The 13,177-nt window shown below is 72.9% G+C and carries 12 protein-coding genes; 4 read left to right on the forward strand and 8 right to left on the reverse strand.

Annotation, left to right across the window (positions count from 1 at the left end):
• The 3 genes from FGF04_RS39995 to FGF04_RS10935 all read right to left on the reverse strand — a co-directional run.
• On the reverse strand, nt 1–471 hold a 471-nt coding region (locus tag FGF04_RS39995; protein ID WP_188114037.1), incomplete at its 3' end, for a GNAT family N-acetyltransferase.
• A 632-nt stretch (nt 472–1,103) separates the two neighbouring features.
• Nucleotides 1,104–2,042 carry an SCO2400 family protein gene (locus tag FGF04_RS10930; protein ID WP_149511090.1) on the reverse strand — a complete coding sequence of 313 codons (939 nt, stop codon included), beginning with the start codon at nt 2,040–2,042 and terminating at the stop codon, nt 1,104–1,106.
• Between the two features lie 143 nt (nt 2,043–2,185).
• Entirely contained in the window at nt 2,186–2,521 is a 336-nt protein-coding gene (locus tag FGF04_RS10935) for a MerR family transcriptional regulator (protein ID WP_149511091.1), read from the reverse strand.
• A 490-nt stretch (nt 2,522–3,011) separates the two neighbouring features.
• On the opposite strand from FGF04_RS10935, the gene FGF04_RS10940 reads away from it, so the two are divergent.
• Complete coding sequence (locus FGF04_RS10940) at nt 3,012–3,395, forward strand: hypothetical protein (RefSeq protein WP_149511092.1); 384 nt, start codon at nt 3,012–3,014, stop codon at nt 3,393–3,395.
• A gap of 102 nt (nt 3,396–3,497) precedes the next feature.
• Here the strand turns inward: FGF04_RS10940 and FGF04_RS10945 are convergent, their stop codons facing one another.
• The 4 genes from FGF04_RS10945 to FGF04_RS10960 all read right to left on the reverse strand — a co-directional run bounded on the left by FGF04_RS10945 (nt 3,498) and on the right by FGF04_RS10960 (nt 7,550).
• Nucleotides 3,498–3,824: an SCO5918 family protein gene (locus tag FGF04_RS10945; protein ID WP_149511093.1), complete on the reverse strand. Its 327-nt coding sequence runs from the start codon at nt 3,822–3,824 to the stop codon at nt 3,498–3,500.
• Between the two features lie 78 nt (nt 3,825–3,902).
• Nucleotides 3,903–5,360, reverse strand: a complete 1,458-nt coding sequence (locus tag FGF04_RS10950; protein ID WP_149511094.1) for a DEAD/DEAH box helicase — start codon at nt 5,358–5,360, stop codon at nt 3,903–3,905.
• Between the two features lie 319 nt (nt 5,361–5,679).
• On the reverse strand, nt 5,680–5,883 hold the full coding sequence (locus FGF04_RS10955) for a cold-shock protein (RefSeq protein WP_149511095.1): 204 nt from the start codon (nt 5,881–5,883) through the stop codon (nt 5,680–5,682).
• Nucleotides 5,884–6,224: 341 nt separating this feature from the next.
• Nucleotides 6,225–7,550 (reverse strand): lipase family protein, encoded by a 1,326-nt coding sequence (locus FGF04_RS10960; protein ID WP_149511096.1) that lies wholly within the window; start codon nt 7,548–7,550, stop codon nt 6,225–6,227.
• A 371-nt stretch (nt 7,551–7,921) separates the two neighbouring features.
• On the opposite strand from FGF04_RS10960, the gene FGF04_RS10965 reads away from it, so the two are divergent.
• The 3 genes from FGF04_RS10965 (at nt 7,922) to FGF04_RS10975 (ending at nt 12,345) form a co-directional block, all read left to right on the forward strand.
• Nucleotides 7,922–10,162 carry an MMPL family transporter gene (locus FGF04_RS10965; RefSeq protein WP_188114038.1) on the forward strand — a complete coding sequence of 747 codons (2,241 nt, stop codon included), beginning with the start codon at nt 7,922–7,924 and terminating at the stop codon, nt 10,160–10,162.
• A 129-nt stretch (nt 10,163–10,291) separates the two neighbouring features.
• Nucleotides 10,292–11,665 carry a sensor histidine kinase gene (locus tag FGF04_RS10970; RefSeq protein ID WP_149511098.1) on the forward strand — a complete coding sequence of 458 codons (1,374 nt, stop codon included), beginning with the start codon at nt 10,292–10,294 and terminating at the stop codon, nt 11,663–11,665.
• Nucleotides 11,662–12,345, forward strand: coding sequence for a response regulator transcription factor (locus tag FGF04_RS10975; RefSeq protein WP_149511099.1), 684 nt, complete (start codon nt 11,662–11,664; stop codon nt 12,343–12,345). The genes FGF04_RS10970 and FGF04_RS10975 overlap by 4 nt, the downstream gene beginning before the upstream one ends.
• A gap of 62 nt (nt 12,346–12,407) precedes the next feature.
• On the opposite strand, the gene FGF04_RS10980 is transcribed toward FGF04_RS10975, so the two are convergent.
• A partial coding sequence (locus FGF04_RS10980; RefSeq protein ID WP_149511100.1) for a DUF4394 domain-containing protein occupies nt 12,408–13,177 on the reverse strand: 770 nt, incomplete at its 5' end.

A 13,177-nucleotide genomic window follows, 5' to 3' on the forward strand; every position in this document is an offset into this window, starting at 1 on the left:
CGCCGAGCTGATGGTGCTGCCCGCCCCGCCCTCCGTCGTCGCCACGACCAGATCGGTGTCCAGCCGGATCAGCAGCTGTTCCACCAGGCGCGTCGCGATGCCGAGGCGGCGGTGGGCGGGCAGCACCATCAGCTCGGCGAGCAGGAAGGTGCGGCCCGAGGCGGTGTGCTCCTCGACGTCCGCCGGCAACGCCCCCCGGAAGTCCGGCCGGTCCTCCCCGGCGGGCGGCAGCCGGAACCCGTACGCGCAGCCGACCGTCCCGGCCGAGTCGGCGACCACCATGTCGAAGCCGGTGTACTGCACGTCCTGCTCCAGCCGGCGCAGGAAGCCCTGCGGGTCGAGGGGCCCGCCTCCCGCCGCCCCGGCGACCCCGTCCGCACCCCGGTACGCACCGGCGTACACGTCCGCGACGGTGTTCCGCTGCTGGTCCGCCTGCCACCGGGACAGTCTGCGCAAGTACACCTCTGCCATACGGGCCTCCCACCGGCCACGGGACGGGCGTCCCCGGACTCGGCATCATCACAGCCGCGGGCGCCGGGGTAAACGGTGCCTCGGCACCTTGTTGACGGACCGTCATGAGCGGTGCGGGCAGGGGACGGAGGGGGCGGCGGGCGGTGAGGGGCGCGCGGGCCGCCCGTGGTCCGGGCGGCGGTGCCCGGCGCCGTGGCCCGGCGGCGGACCGTTCCCGGGGGGTGGGCACGACCGCCGGTCTCCCCTACGCTCTGGACAGAATGACGAACAGGGCTCACCTAAGGGCCCATGGACCGTGAACGGTGTCGGAGCCGCCTCCGCGGCTTCCCTCGCGCCCCAGGCCCCCGGGTGCGTCCCACCTCGACCCCGGGCGCCAGGACGAGACGATCGCCACCGCCGGAGATCCCTCTCGCGCCTCGTGCGCGGGCCCCTGTCCACCAAGTCCCTCGCGGACCGTCGACGGTGCACTCCCGCGTGCCGCCGCGGTCCGGCAAGGGATCCCCGGCCCTGCACCGTCGTCGTCGGGGGGCGACACGGAAGGGCGGTGCGGTCGCCGCCGGTGGCCATGACACCGGCGGCGGCCGGCACAAGTCCGGGCGCCCCGCACCGGCCTGCCCGGCGGCGGGAGGGCGTCAGCCTATGCACACCACCAGCAGGCAGAGCTGCGACGGCGAGGTCGCGGCCGGCGGGACGTCCGCCGGCGACGTCCCCTGCTCCGAACCACCCGAATTACCCGAACCACCCGTGCCACCCGTGCTGCCGGTGTCCGCGGGCGCCGACGGCTGCTGCGACGAGGGGGCACCGGCGCCCGGGTCCGTGGAGGGCGCGGACGAGGACGACCCCGCTCCCGACTCCGACGACGAGGAGGAAGAGGACGAGGAGCGGCGCGAGGAAGCGGCCGCGGCCGCGGATCCGTTCCGCGCGCCGGAGCCGGACGCCGCCGACGCCTCGTCCGGCGCGGGAGCGGTGTCCGGGCGGGAGTCCTGCGGGACGAGGGACTCCGGGTCCGCGGCGGTCCGCCGGTCCGGCCGGCCGTCGCCCGCGGGGGACCGCGGGGCGGTGTCGGCCGGGGAGCGCCCGGCGTCCGGCCGCGCCGAGGGCGGTCCGTCGTCCCGCGACGCCCGTTCCCCGGTGGGGTCCGCGGCCTCCGGCGCCGAGGCCGCCTCCGCACGGTCGCCCCCGAACCGCTCCAGCGCGGTGAACGTCAGGCCGCCGCCGACGAGGGCGACGGCGGTCGCGACCACCGCCCGGCGCTGGTTCTTCTTCCACCGGACGCGCTGACGGCGCCGCGCGGCCCGTCCCTGCGGCAGGGACTCCGCCCCGCCGAGTCCGTCGTACGGGTCCGGGTCCGGACCCGGACCGTCGTCCGGGGCCGTGTCCGCGGCCGGGCCGGGGTCGGGCTCCCACACCGGGGCGGTGGCCGCGGCCGCGCTCCCGGCGGCCAGGGTGACCCGGGGCTGGACGGTGTCACGGGTGACGGCGACCGGAGCGATGTCGGGGGCGTAGGCGCCGCAGCCGGGACACACCAGGGCGCCGTTGAGGTGCCTGCGGCACGACGAGCAGTAGTCCATCAGCGTCTTCCTGAGTCGACCGGCCCGCCGACCGGCCGGGCCGCCGCCTCACGCTAACGAGGCTTTCCCAGGACTGTGTGCAGCCTGTGTGATGCTCCTGCGCGGAACCCCTCACACCGTCCCGTGGCCGCGTGAGGGCGGGGTCAGTCCCCCGACCGGTCGGCGCCGGCCGCCCGCCGGTACTCCTCGTTGATCCGCTGCGCTTCCTGGAGCTGGTCCTCGAGGATCACGATGCGGCAGGCCGCGTCGACCGGGGTGCCCCGGTCGACCAGCTCGCGCGCGCGGGCCGCGATCCGCAGCTGGTAGCGGGAGTAGCGCCGGTGTCCGCCCTCGGACCGCAGCGGAGTGATGAGCCGCGCCTCGCCGATGGCCCGGAGGAACCCCGGGGTGGTGCCGAGCATCTCGGCGGCCCGGCCCATCGTGTACGCGGGGTAGTCGTCGTCGTCCAGTCGGTCGCCCAGCGGACTGTCTGCTGTCATGTCACCTCGTTCTGCAACGCGTCTGGGGGCCCTGGCGCCGTACGGCACCAGGGCCCCGAAGGAAATTCAACACCATCTGCCGGCGCTATCGTCGCGTCGGCCTTCTGTTTCCGCCGTCCGGCCCGGGAGCGGGCCTGGAGTGCGGGGATCGCGGATGCGTGACCGGGGACCACCTTCCAATCCGGGGTCTTGCGGTACCCGGTGCGAATGCTCTCGACCGGGCGATCCTGATGGCGTCCGTCCGTCCTTCCTGTTGCTTCCTGCTCGCCGTCTGCGAGCTCTGCGAACTTCACGTGCTCGTACGGGTACTTCGCCCGCCAGTTCGTGTCTGGCGGGCCCTGTCGACCTTGTCTACGGAAGAAACCCTAGTCGCAGTCCTGGCCAATGTCTACTCTGGCAAAGGTAGATTTTGGGCGACGCGGGATCCAGGTATCATGCCGTCCTCTCCGCGGGAGGTGACCGCGGGGCCCACTGGATAGAATCGGCTCCCATGTCGAACCCTGACGAACTGCTCGTCGGCATCGCTGCCCTGGTGGAGTCCGGGCAGAGCAACCGGATGTCGCTGACCGTGGTCACCGGTGGTGCCGTCATCACCGGCCGACTCGCTCCCGAGGCCGTATGGCGGGAGCGGGTCTCGGAAGTACTGAAGGACTCGGAGGACCTCGGCCCGTTCGCCGGCGTCTTCCTCGCCGACCGGCCCGGCGGCCGTGGACAGCGTGAGGGCCGCGACGAGGCGCCCACGTACCTGCACTTCCACCTCGCCCGCATCCTGCAGGGCAATGTCGGCATCCCCGAGACCGGCGGCATGTACCGCGTCGCGATCGAGGACGTCGGCGCCTGGACCATGGGCGACTTCAGCTACTCCGACCACTGACCACCCGGGCGCCGCACGGTACGCGGCCGACGACGGACGAACGACAGAAGGGCCCCGCCGGCGACTGCCGGCGGGGCCCTTCTCGTGTGGTGCGGGTCGGCGTCAGCCGGTGGCCGCCGCCGGCTGCAGGGGCTCGCCGAGCATCGCGGACGCGTTCTCCAGCGGGGTCAGGGGGAGCGGGGCGGGCGCGGACTCCTCGGCGCCGCGGCAGGTGAAGCCGAGCCGGGTCATGGCCCGGGTGACCTCGCCGCCCGTGAAGTCGCGGCGGTCCTGCCGGGTGATGACCTCGCCCACCTGCTTGACGGGGTACAGACGGCGGCCGATGACCACGGAGTCACCCGTGACGGTCTCGGGCTTGACGCCCTTCATGGAGTCCAGCACCCCGCCCTTGGTGAGGTCGAACGGGAACCGGGCGATGACACAGCGCATGATGCCTCACAGTCGCAGAGGGGTTCGCAGAAGGAGCGGGGGCGGCCCGAGGGCCCGGGCCGCCGGGGGGCGCCGGAACTACGCGGCCGCGTCGCGGACGGACCGGCCGCGGCTGCCGTGACCGCGGCGGCCACGGGACGCCGGGGACGCGCTGCGCCGGGGGCGCTCCGAGACGGGCGCGGTGATGACGACCGGGACGCCCGAGGGGGCCTGGGCGCCGGTGATGCGGCTCAGCTCGGCCTCGCCGGAGCGCACCTGCGTGGTCCGCGCGTCGACGCCCGCGGCGAGCATCAGCCGGCTCATCTCGCGGCGCTGGTTGGGCAGGACCAGCGTGACGACGCTGCCGGACTCCCCGGCGCGGGCGGTGCGGCCGCCGCGGTGCAGGTAGTCCTTGTGGTCGGTGGGCGGGTCGACGTTGACGACGAGGTCGAGGTTGTCGACGTGGATGCCGCGGGCCGCGACGTTGGTCGCCACCAGGACCGTCACATGGCCGGACTTGAAGCGGGACAGGGTCCGCGTGCGCTGCGGCTGGGACTTGCCGCCGTGCAGGGCCGCGGCCCGCACCCCGCTGTTCAGCAGGTGCTCGGTCAGCCGGTCCACCGCGTGCTTGGTGTCCAGGAACATGATGACCCGGCCCTCGCGGGCGGCGATCTCGGTGGTCGTGCGCTGCTTGTCCGCGCCGTGCACGTGCAGGACGTGGTGCTCCATGGTGGTCACGGCGCCCGCGGACGGGTCGACGGAGTGGACCACGGGGTCGGTCAGGTAGCGGCGGACCAGGAGGTCGACGTTGCGGTCCAGCGTGGCGGAGAACAGCATCCGCTGGCCGCCGGGGCGCACCTGGTCGAGCAGTTCGGTGACCTGGGGCATGAAGCCCATGTCGGTCATCTGGTCGGCCTCGTCGAGGACGGTGACGGCGACCTGGTCCAGACGGCAGTCGCCGCGGTCGATGAGGTCCTTGAGGCGGCCGGGCGTCGCGACGACGACCTCGGCGCCGGAGCGCAGCGCCCCGGCCTGCCGGCCGATCGACATCCCGCCGACGACGGTGGCCAGCCGCAGCCGCAGGGAGCGGGCGTACGGGGTGAGCGCGTCGGTGACCTGCTGGGCCAGCTCGCGGGTGGGGACGAGCACCAGGGCCAGCGGCTGCCTGGGCTCGGCGCGCAGTCCCGCCGTGCGGGCGAGGAGCGCGAGGCCGAAGGCGAGGGTCTTGCCCGAGCCGGTGCGGCCCCGGCCGAGCACGTCGCGGCCGGCGAGGGAGTTCGGCAGGGTGGCGCCCTGGATCGGGAACGGTACGGTCACGCCCTCGTGTGCGAGCGCGGCCAGCAGCTGCTCCGGCAGGTCGAGGTCGGCGAACGCCTCGACGGCGGGCAGCGCCGGGGTGACGGTCCTCGGCAGGGCGAACTCGCCCTGGGGCCCGCCCGTCCGGCGTCCGTGGCTTTCCGGGCGGCGCGGGGCGCCGGAGCGGAAACCGCTGCGGGCGGAGCCGGGATTCGCGGTGCGGGTACGGAAGGGGCGGTCGTTCGTGCGCGTGCGGTTCACGTGGAACCTTCCTTGACATGGCGCGTATCAAGGAATTCCCGCGGGAGACGAACGGCGCAGGGAATTGCAAGAACGAGCCGGAGTGCAGAGGAGCCGAATCGGTGAAGAAATCGAATCGGCGGGGGAATATTCCCGGAGGGGCGGGTCCGGAGGATTTTTTTCCGAGCTCGACGGATGCCCCTCGTGCGGGCGGCGCCCGGGCGACGGTGCCCCGGCGGCGTGTGATGCGGTGGGGCGCGGTGCGCGGACCCCGGGAAAGCAGCGAGCTGGGGCCCGCACCCCAAGGTGCGGGCCCCAGCTGCTCAGCGCGTGCCGACGATCAGGCGGGAACGATGTTCTCGGCCGTCGGGCCCTTCTGGCCCTGCGCGATGTCGAACGTGACCTTCTGGCCCTCGTTCAGCTCGCGGAAGCCTTGGGCGGCGATGTTGGAGTAGTGGGCGAAGACGTCGGCGCCGCCGCCGTCCTGCTCGATGAAGCCGAAGCCCTTTTCGCTGTTGAACCACTTCACGGTGCCGGAAGCCATGTTTTTCTCCTTCGGGACGGTGCTCGGAGTGCACACCGCGTGCACTCCGTGTCGCCGTGATGATCACCCCGCCGGAAACAACCGGGACCATAAAGGATCCCCACCGGAATGAAAGGGTGGGGACACCTGCAAGATTTCGGGAACCACAACTGCAACTGAGATCGACAGTAGCACGGGGGGAAGGTTTTTGCGGGGTGAGCTAAATCGCGCGGCCTGTCGGGCGAATAATATTCATCGCGCTTCGCAGCCAATTCTTATGTCGCCGGCACAGATATTGGCGGACCCGGGGCGCATGGTTTCTGGGCGCCCCGGGTCCGCCGGGTGTCGGGAGCCGTCCGGTGTCAGGGCTGGACCGGCATGCTCCAGCAGTTGGAGGTGGTGGAGCGGCCGGAGAGGCGGTCCACCAGCCAGTCGACCGCGTCGCCCTGGTCCGTCAGCAGCGGGGCGAAGTGGTTCAGGAGGGCGCTGCCGACGTTCGGCAGGATCACCGGCTTGTAGGTGACGTCGGCCCCCTTGCGGCACCAGTCGACGGCGAGGTCGCGGGCCTGGCCGTGCGGGACGAGGTTGTCGCTGGTGCCCGTCGCCAGCCGGACGGGGCCCGACGGCTTCAGCCGGCCGATGCGCTGGCCGTCCAGGAACGCCTTGAGCTCGGGCGAGCCGGCGATGATCTGGGCGAGGGTGCTGCCGTCGGTCGTCCACTTCGTGCTCTTGGCGTACCCGTAGTGCAGGAGGCCGTCGCCGACGCACATGGTGGACAGGTCGGCCAGGGCCGCCTTCCCGGCCGCGTTCAGGTGCGCCTCGGCGATGGGCCGCAGTTCGGGGTCGGACTGGAGGAACCCGTTGAGCGACCAGCCCAGCGCACCGGCCAGCTCGCTGCCGTCGATCGCCCCGGTGACGGCGGCCAGGTCGGCGGGCGGCGCGCCCGCGTAGGTGCCGGCGAGGGTGACGTCGGGGGCGTACGAGGAGTGCAGTTCGGCGGCCGCGGCCGTCGCCCCGCCGCCCTGGCTGTAGCCGTACAGCCCGACCGGGGAGGCGGGGGTGACCGAGCCGCCGGTGACCGAGCGGGCCGCGCGCGCGGCGTCCAGGACGGCGTGCGCCTCGTCGACCCGGTCGACGTAGGTGTGCAGCCGGTCGGTCGCGCCGAGGCCCACGTAGTCGGTGACGACCACGGCGGTGCCCTTGGCGAGGAGCCGGTAGACCGCCAGGTCCTCGTAGCCGACGGACACCGTCTCGCCGTTGAGGACCAGCGGGTGTTCGAGGCCCAGGGACGCGGCGCACTGGTCGCCCTGGCCCAGCGTGCCGGGCGCCACCACGACCAGCGGCCGCGGCCCGCCGCCCTTCCAGCGGGCGGCCGGCTCGATGTACGCCCCGGTGACGGCGACCGGTTTCCCGTTGGAGTCGGTGGACTTGTACATCAGCCTGGTCGCGGTGCCCGGCAGCGGTCCGTGCAGGCTCGGCAGGCTGAGGGCCAGCGGGAGCGGTTCGCTGCGCACGAGCGCGCCGTTCGCGGCGGGCAGGGCGGCCGGCGGGTCGTAGAACGCGGGGACGGTGACGCCCCGGGACACCACCTCGGGCGCCGCCGTGGCGGCGGTGGCCGTGAGCGCCTGGGCGGTGAGGCAGGCGGCGGCGGTGACCGCCGCGGCGAGCAGTCTGCGGGGTGCGGGCATGGCGAACCTCCTGTGGAGCGGCCGGCAGAGAGGTGCACGAGTGCGGCGGCGCGGAGTCGCAGACGCGTCCCACGGGTCTGGCCGTGCCGCTGTGAAGTGGTTCGCCTGGAACTTACCTACGAGTAAGTTACTCGTGGTAGCAGTAGGGAGGTTACGGTTCGGTAACTTGGCGGACCCTAGGTGACGGCGACCGGGGACCCAGACCAGGGGGTGACACCGCGGCGCGGACCCTCGTACCGCAGAGGGACCCGGCGGGGTGTGACTACTGCGTACCGAGTAGCGGAATGTGTCGGCAGCCGCACGACGACAGAAGGGGTCTGCACCGGACAGCCTTGGAGGACATTCGGCACCAGATCAGGAGACCTTCTGCCGTGGCTACTTTCCTCTATCGACTGGGCCGTCTGGCCTTCCGGCGTCGCTGGTACGTCGCCCTGGTGTGGGCGGCCGTCCTGGCCGCGGTGGGCCTGGGCGCGATGAAGGCCCCGGCGGCCGCGGACGAGGGCTTCAACATGCCGGGCATCGAGTCCCAGAAGGCGTTCGACCTGATGGAAGAGCGCTTCCCGGGGGCGTCGGCCGACGGCGCGACCGCCCGGGTCGTCTTCGTCGCACCCGACGGCGGGAAGGTCACCGCCACGGAGAACAGGCGGGCCGTCGAGAAGGCCGTCACCGAACTGGGCGACGGCACGCAGGTCGCGAGCGCCGCCGACCCCTTCAAGGCGCAGGCCGTCAGCAAGGACGGCACGACGGCGTACGTGACCGTCACCTACAAGGTCGAGCCCCAGGACCTGACCGACGCCAGCAGGACCCACCTCGAAGAGGCCCTCGTCGAGGCCCGGGACGCCGGGCTGACCGTCGAGGCCGGCGGCACCGCCATGGAGGACACCGGCGGACCGGGCGGCGCCGCCGAGCTGATCGGCGTCGCGATCGCCGCGGTCGTCCTGCTGGTCACCTTCGGCTCCCTCGCCGCGGCCGGGCTGCCGCTGCTGACCGCCCTCATCGGCGTCGGCGTGAGCATGGCCACGATCCTCACCCTGGCCAGCACTTTCGGCCTGTCCACCACCACCGGCACCCTCGCGATGATGCTCGGCCTCGCGGTCGGCATCGACTACGCCCTGTTCGTCGTCTCCCGCTACCGCGAGGAGCGCGCCCAGGGGCGTACGCCCGAGGAGGCCGCCGGGCTCGCCGCCGGCACCGCCGGTTCCGCCGTCGTCTTCGCGGGACTCACCGTCGTCATCGCCCTCGCCGGGCTCGCGGTGGTCGGCATCCCGATGCTCACCAAGATGGGCCTGGCCGCGGCGGGCGCGGTCGTCGTCGGCGTACTGATCGCGCTGACGCTCGTCCCCGCGCTGCTCGGCTTCTGGCCGAACGCCGTGCTCACCCGCCGGGCCCGCAAGGGCGGCGAGGCCGCGAAGGACGCGAAGCCCGCCAAGGACAACGGCGGCACCCGCTGGGCGCGGTTCGTCCTGCGCCGCCCCGTGCCCGTCCTGCTGCTCGGCGTGGTGGGCCTCGGCGCGCTCGCCGTGCCGGTGGCGGACCTGCAGCTGGGCATGCCCGGCGACGAGGCGAAGTCGACCGCGACCACCGAGCGCCGCGCCTACGACGCGCTCGCCGAGGGCTTCGGGCCCGGCTTCAACGGCCCGCTGACCGTCGTCGTCGACGCCAAGGAACTCGCCGCGGGCGCCGGGGGCGGCTCCGACGCCAAGGGCGCCGTCGAGACCATCTCCGGGAAGATCGGCGGCACGGGCGGCGTCGTCTCCGTCTCCCCGGCGCGCTTCAACGAGGCCGGTGACACGGCGGTCTTCTCCGTCGTGCCCTCCACCGCGCCGACCGATCAGAAGACCAAGGACCTCGTCGAGACCATCCGGGACGAGCGCTCCGGCGTCGAGTCGCAGACCGGGGCGACCTTCGAGGTCACCGGCACCACCGCGATGAACATCGACATCGCCGCCAAGGTCCAGTCGGCCCTGGTGCCCTACCTGATCATCGTTGTCGGGCTGGCGGTCATCCTCCTGATGGTGGTCTTCCGCTCCCTGCTCGTCCCGCTGAAGGCGGCCCTCGGCTTCCTCCTGTCGGTCCTGGCCTCCCTCGGCGTGGTCGTCCTGGTCTTCCAGCAGGGCCACGGCGCCGGGATCATGGGCGTGGAGCAGACCGGGCCGATCATGAGCCTGATGCCGATCTTCCTGGTGGGCATCGTCTTCGGCCTGGCCATGGACTACGAGGTGTTCCTGGTCTCCCGGATGCGCGAGGGGTACGTCCACGGCGAATCGCCCGGCCAGGCGGTGACCAGCGGCTTCCGGCACAGCGCCCGGGTCGTGGTGGCCGCCGCGCTGATCATGATCGCGGTCTTCGCCGGATTCATCGGCGAGAGCGAGCCCATGATCAAGATGATCGGGTTCGGACTGGCCTCCGCCGTCCTCTTCGACGCCTTCGTCGTCCGCATGGCGATCGTGCCCGCCGTCCTCGCCCTGCTCGGCCACAAGGCCTGGTGGCTGCCGGGCTGGCTGGACCGGCTGCTGCCGCGCGTCGACGTGGAGGGCGAGGCGCTCAGCCGCCGCCCCGAGGCGCACCCGGCCGCCGCCGACCCGGCCGACCTGGAGCCGGCGCGCACCTGAGAAGACCACCCTCCCCCCGGAAGGMGCCGCCCGTGACGACGACACGGGCGGCCCCGTCGGCCGTCCGCCCCCGGAAGCGGCCACGATGTCCCTGACCGCCGGACGCAGCCCACCCTCCCGGAGACCCCGATGTCCAGCAGCCTGGAGCGCTACACGGACCGCTTCGAGCAGTACGCGGACCGCCATCCCCACGTCATCGACGTGACCCTGGTCGGGGTGCTGATGGGTTCCGCGATCCTCGGCAGTTCGCTCACCCTGCCCGGCGTCGACCCGCCGGACCACGACAGCGCCGGCTCCATCCTCATGGCCGTGTCCTGCCTGGCCCTGCTCAAGTACCGCACGTACCCGCGGACCACCGTCGTCGTGACGGCCGTCTGCACGGTGATCGCGATCAACCTGGGGTACCTGGTCACGCCCCTGCTGCTGGCCCCGGTGATGGCGGCGCTCTACTGGCTGGCCGTCTTCAGCGACCCCAAGACCACCCGCGTGTTCGGCGGCACCGTGATGCTGGCGGTGGCGGCCGGCTCGGTGCTGTCCGACTCGCTGGGCCAGCACTCCCTGCTGCTCAGGACGATCGGGCCCTTCTTCTGGCTGCTGCTGCCCATCGCCGCGGGCAACATGACCCGGCTGCGGCGCGCCTACCTGAAGGCCGTGCAGGCCCGCGCCGAGCACGCCGAGCGCACCCGGGAGGAGGAGGCGCGGCTGCGCGTCACCGAGGAGCGCATGCGCATCGCCCGCGAGCTGCACGACGTCGTCGCCCACCACCTGGCCCTGGCCAACGCGCAGGCCGGCACCGCGGCCCACCTCGCGGTCAGCAACCCGGAACAGTCCCGGAAGATCCTCACCGACCTGACCGGGACCACCTCCTCCGCGCTGCGCGAGCTGAAGGCGACGCTGGGCCTGCTGCGGCGCAGCGACGACCCGGCCGCCCCGTCGCTGGAGCCCTCGCCCGGCCTCGACGGCCTGCCCGGCCTGGTGGCGGCGTGCGCGTCGGCCGGGGTCGCGGTCACGGTGACCACGGAGGGCGAGCCGCAGCCGCTCTCACCGGGGGTGGACCTGACGGCCTTCCGGATCGTGCAGGAGGCCCTGACCAACGTGACCAAGCACGCGGCGGCCGAGAAGGCGCACGTACGGCTCGCGTACGTGGCCTCACGCCTGCTGATCACGGTCACGAACGACGGTCCGGCGGCCGGCCCTGTCCCGCGGGACCCGGCCGTCCCGGTGGGCGCGGAGGCCGGGCAGAACCGGGGCTTCGGCGTCATGGGCATGCGCGAGCGGGCCCAGTCGATCGGCGGCGAACTCTCCGCGGGCCCCCGCCCGGAGGGCGGCTTCCAGGTCACCACGGCACTGCCGCTGCAGCCGTCGGTGACGGGGGAGGAGGGGCCGGCCCGGACGGGGACGGCCGCCTCCGGCCCCTTCGCGGCAGGAGTCTGCACACCCCAGGAAGCCTTCGGCGCCTTCAAGGCGCTCAAGGCGGCCAAGTCCGAAGGAGACAAGACATGAGCGTCGTCAGGGTGCTGCTCGCCGACGACCAGGCCCTGCTGCGGGCCACCTTCCGCATCCTGATCGACTCCTGCGACGACATGGCGGTGGTCGGCGAGGCCTCCGACGGCGCGGAGGCGGTGGAGCTGGCCCGCGCCCACCACCCCGACATCGTCCTCATGGACATCCGGATGCCGGGCACGGACGGGCTCGCCGCCACCTCGGCCATCTGCGCGGACCCGGACCTGACCGCCACCCGCGTGCTCATCCTGACCACGTTCGAGACGGAGGACTACGTCGCCCAGGCGCTGCGCGCGGGAGCCAGCGGCTTCCTGGGCAAGGACGTCACGGCCGACACCCTGCTGGCGGGGGTGAGAACCGTGGCGTCCGGCGAGTCCCTGCTCTCACCGGGCGCCACCCGCACCCTGATCACCCGCTTCCTGACCTCCCCGGCGCCGGGGGGCCACCTGGCGCCCCCGGAGCGCCTGGCCGACCTCACGGTGCGCGAGCGCGAGGTGATGGCCCTGGCGGCGGAGGGCAAGTCCAACACCGAGATCGCCGAGGACCTCACGGTCAGCCCCCTGACGGTACGCACCCACGTGCACCGGGCCATGACGAAGCTCGGCGCGCGGGACAGGGCCCAGCTGGTGGTGATCGCCTATCAGACGGGCCTGGTCCAGGCCGGGCCGACGGCGCTCTGAGGCCCGCCGCGGCCCGGGACGCACGGTCCCGGGGCACACGGTCCGGGGCGGGCCCCGGAGGGTCAGGTGCCGGTGAGGCTGATGGCCACGTCCGTGACGTTCAGCGGGAACTGGCCGATGACGGTCGGCTCGCCGGTGAGGACGTTGACGCTGTAGAAGGACGCCCTGGTCGCGTTGTACGGCAGGAGCGAGGCGAAGGCGTCGTTCGCGACCGTCTTGCCGTTCGACAGGGTGCTGTAGACGTCCAGGCCCGCGTCGAGGCCGGCGTCGAAGCCGAGGAGGCCGGTGGTGACGAGGCTGCCCGCGTTCGGCGGCGACTGGATGACGACCTGGTCGTTGAACGTGTCGATGTCGAACAGGGTCGTCGCGGTGGACCCGACCAGGTCGTTGTTGGTGTAGCCGGCCGCGGTCACGCCCTGGGCCGCCGTGGTGGCCGGCGGGATGTTCAGCATGCTGTCCGTGGCGGTGGTGTGGTCGTTCAGGTTGTGCCGCAGGTTCTGGCCGTAGTTGCTGATCACCCGCAGCCGGTCGGCGGCCGGGTTGAAGTCGATGTCGAAGGTCGTGCCGTACAGCGAGGTCTGCAGCTGCGAGACCTTGCTGGCGACCACGGTGTCGGGCAGGGCCGGCGGCATCTTGATGGTGTAGATGCCCCCCTTGTCGCCGACGCCGTACAGCAGGCCGTTCTGCACCCGGAAGTCGATGCCGATCAGCTTGGTGTCGCCGACGAGCCCGTCGATGACCAGCACCCAGTTGAGCACCCTGGGGTTGTCCGTCCAGAACGTGGACAGCAGGGTGCCGTCACCGGCGAGGCCGTACGCCCGCAGGCTGGGGG

It is taken from the genome of Streptomyces apricus (assembly GCF_008369065.1).
In the GTDB taxonomy this organism is placed as follows: Bacteria; Actinomycetota; Actinomycetes; order Streptomycetales; family Streptomycetaceae; genus Streptomyces; species Streptomyces apricus.

What these genes read in the sequence shown, in the direction of transcription:
- FGF04_RS10930 (WP_149511090.1), bottom strand. Translation starts at nt 2,042, where the DNA reads ATGGACTACTGCTCGTCGTGCCGCAGGCACCTCAACGGCGCCCTGGTG.
- FGF04_RS10935 (WP_149511091.1), bottom strand. Translation starts at nt 2,521, where the DNA reads ATGACAGCAGACAGTCCGCTGGGCGACCGACTGGACGACGACGACTAC.
- FGF04_RS10940 (WP_149511092.1), top strand. Translation starts at nt 3,012, where the DNA reads ATGTCGAACCCTGACGAACTGCTCGTCGGCATCGCTGCCCTGGTGGAG.
- FGF04_RS10945 (WP_149511093.1), bottom strand. Translation starts at nt 3,824, where the DNA reads ATGCGCTGTGTCATCGCCCGGTTCCCGTTCGACCTCACCAAGGGCGGG.
- FGF04_RS10955 (WP_149511095.1), bottom strand. Translation starts at nt 5,883, where the DNA reads ATGGCTTCCGGCACCGTGAAGTGGTTCAACAGCGAAAAGGGCTTCGGC.
- FGF04_RS10960 (WP_149511096.1), bottom strand. Translation starts at nt 7,550, where the DNA reads ATGCCCGCACCCCGCAGACTGCTCGCCGCGGCGGTCACCGCCGCCGCC.
- FGF04_RS10970 (WP_149511098.1), top strand. Translation starts at nt 10,292, where the DNA reads ATGTCCAGCAGCCTGGAGCGCTACACGGACCGCTTCGAGCAGTACGCG.
- FGF04_RS10975 (WP_149511099.1), top strand. Translation starts at nt 11,662, where the DNA reads ATGAGCGTCGTCAGGGTGCTGCTCGCCGACGACCAGGCCCTGCTGCGG.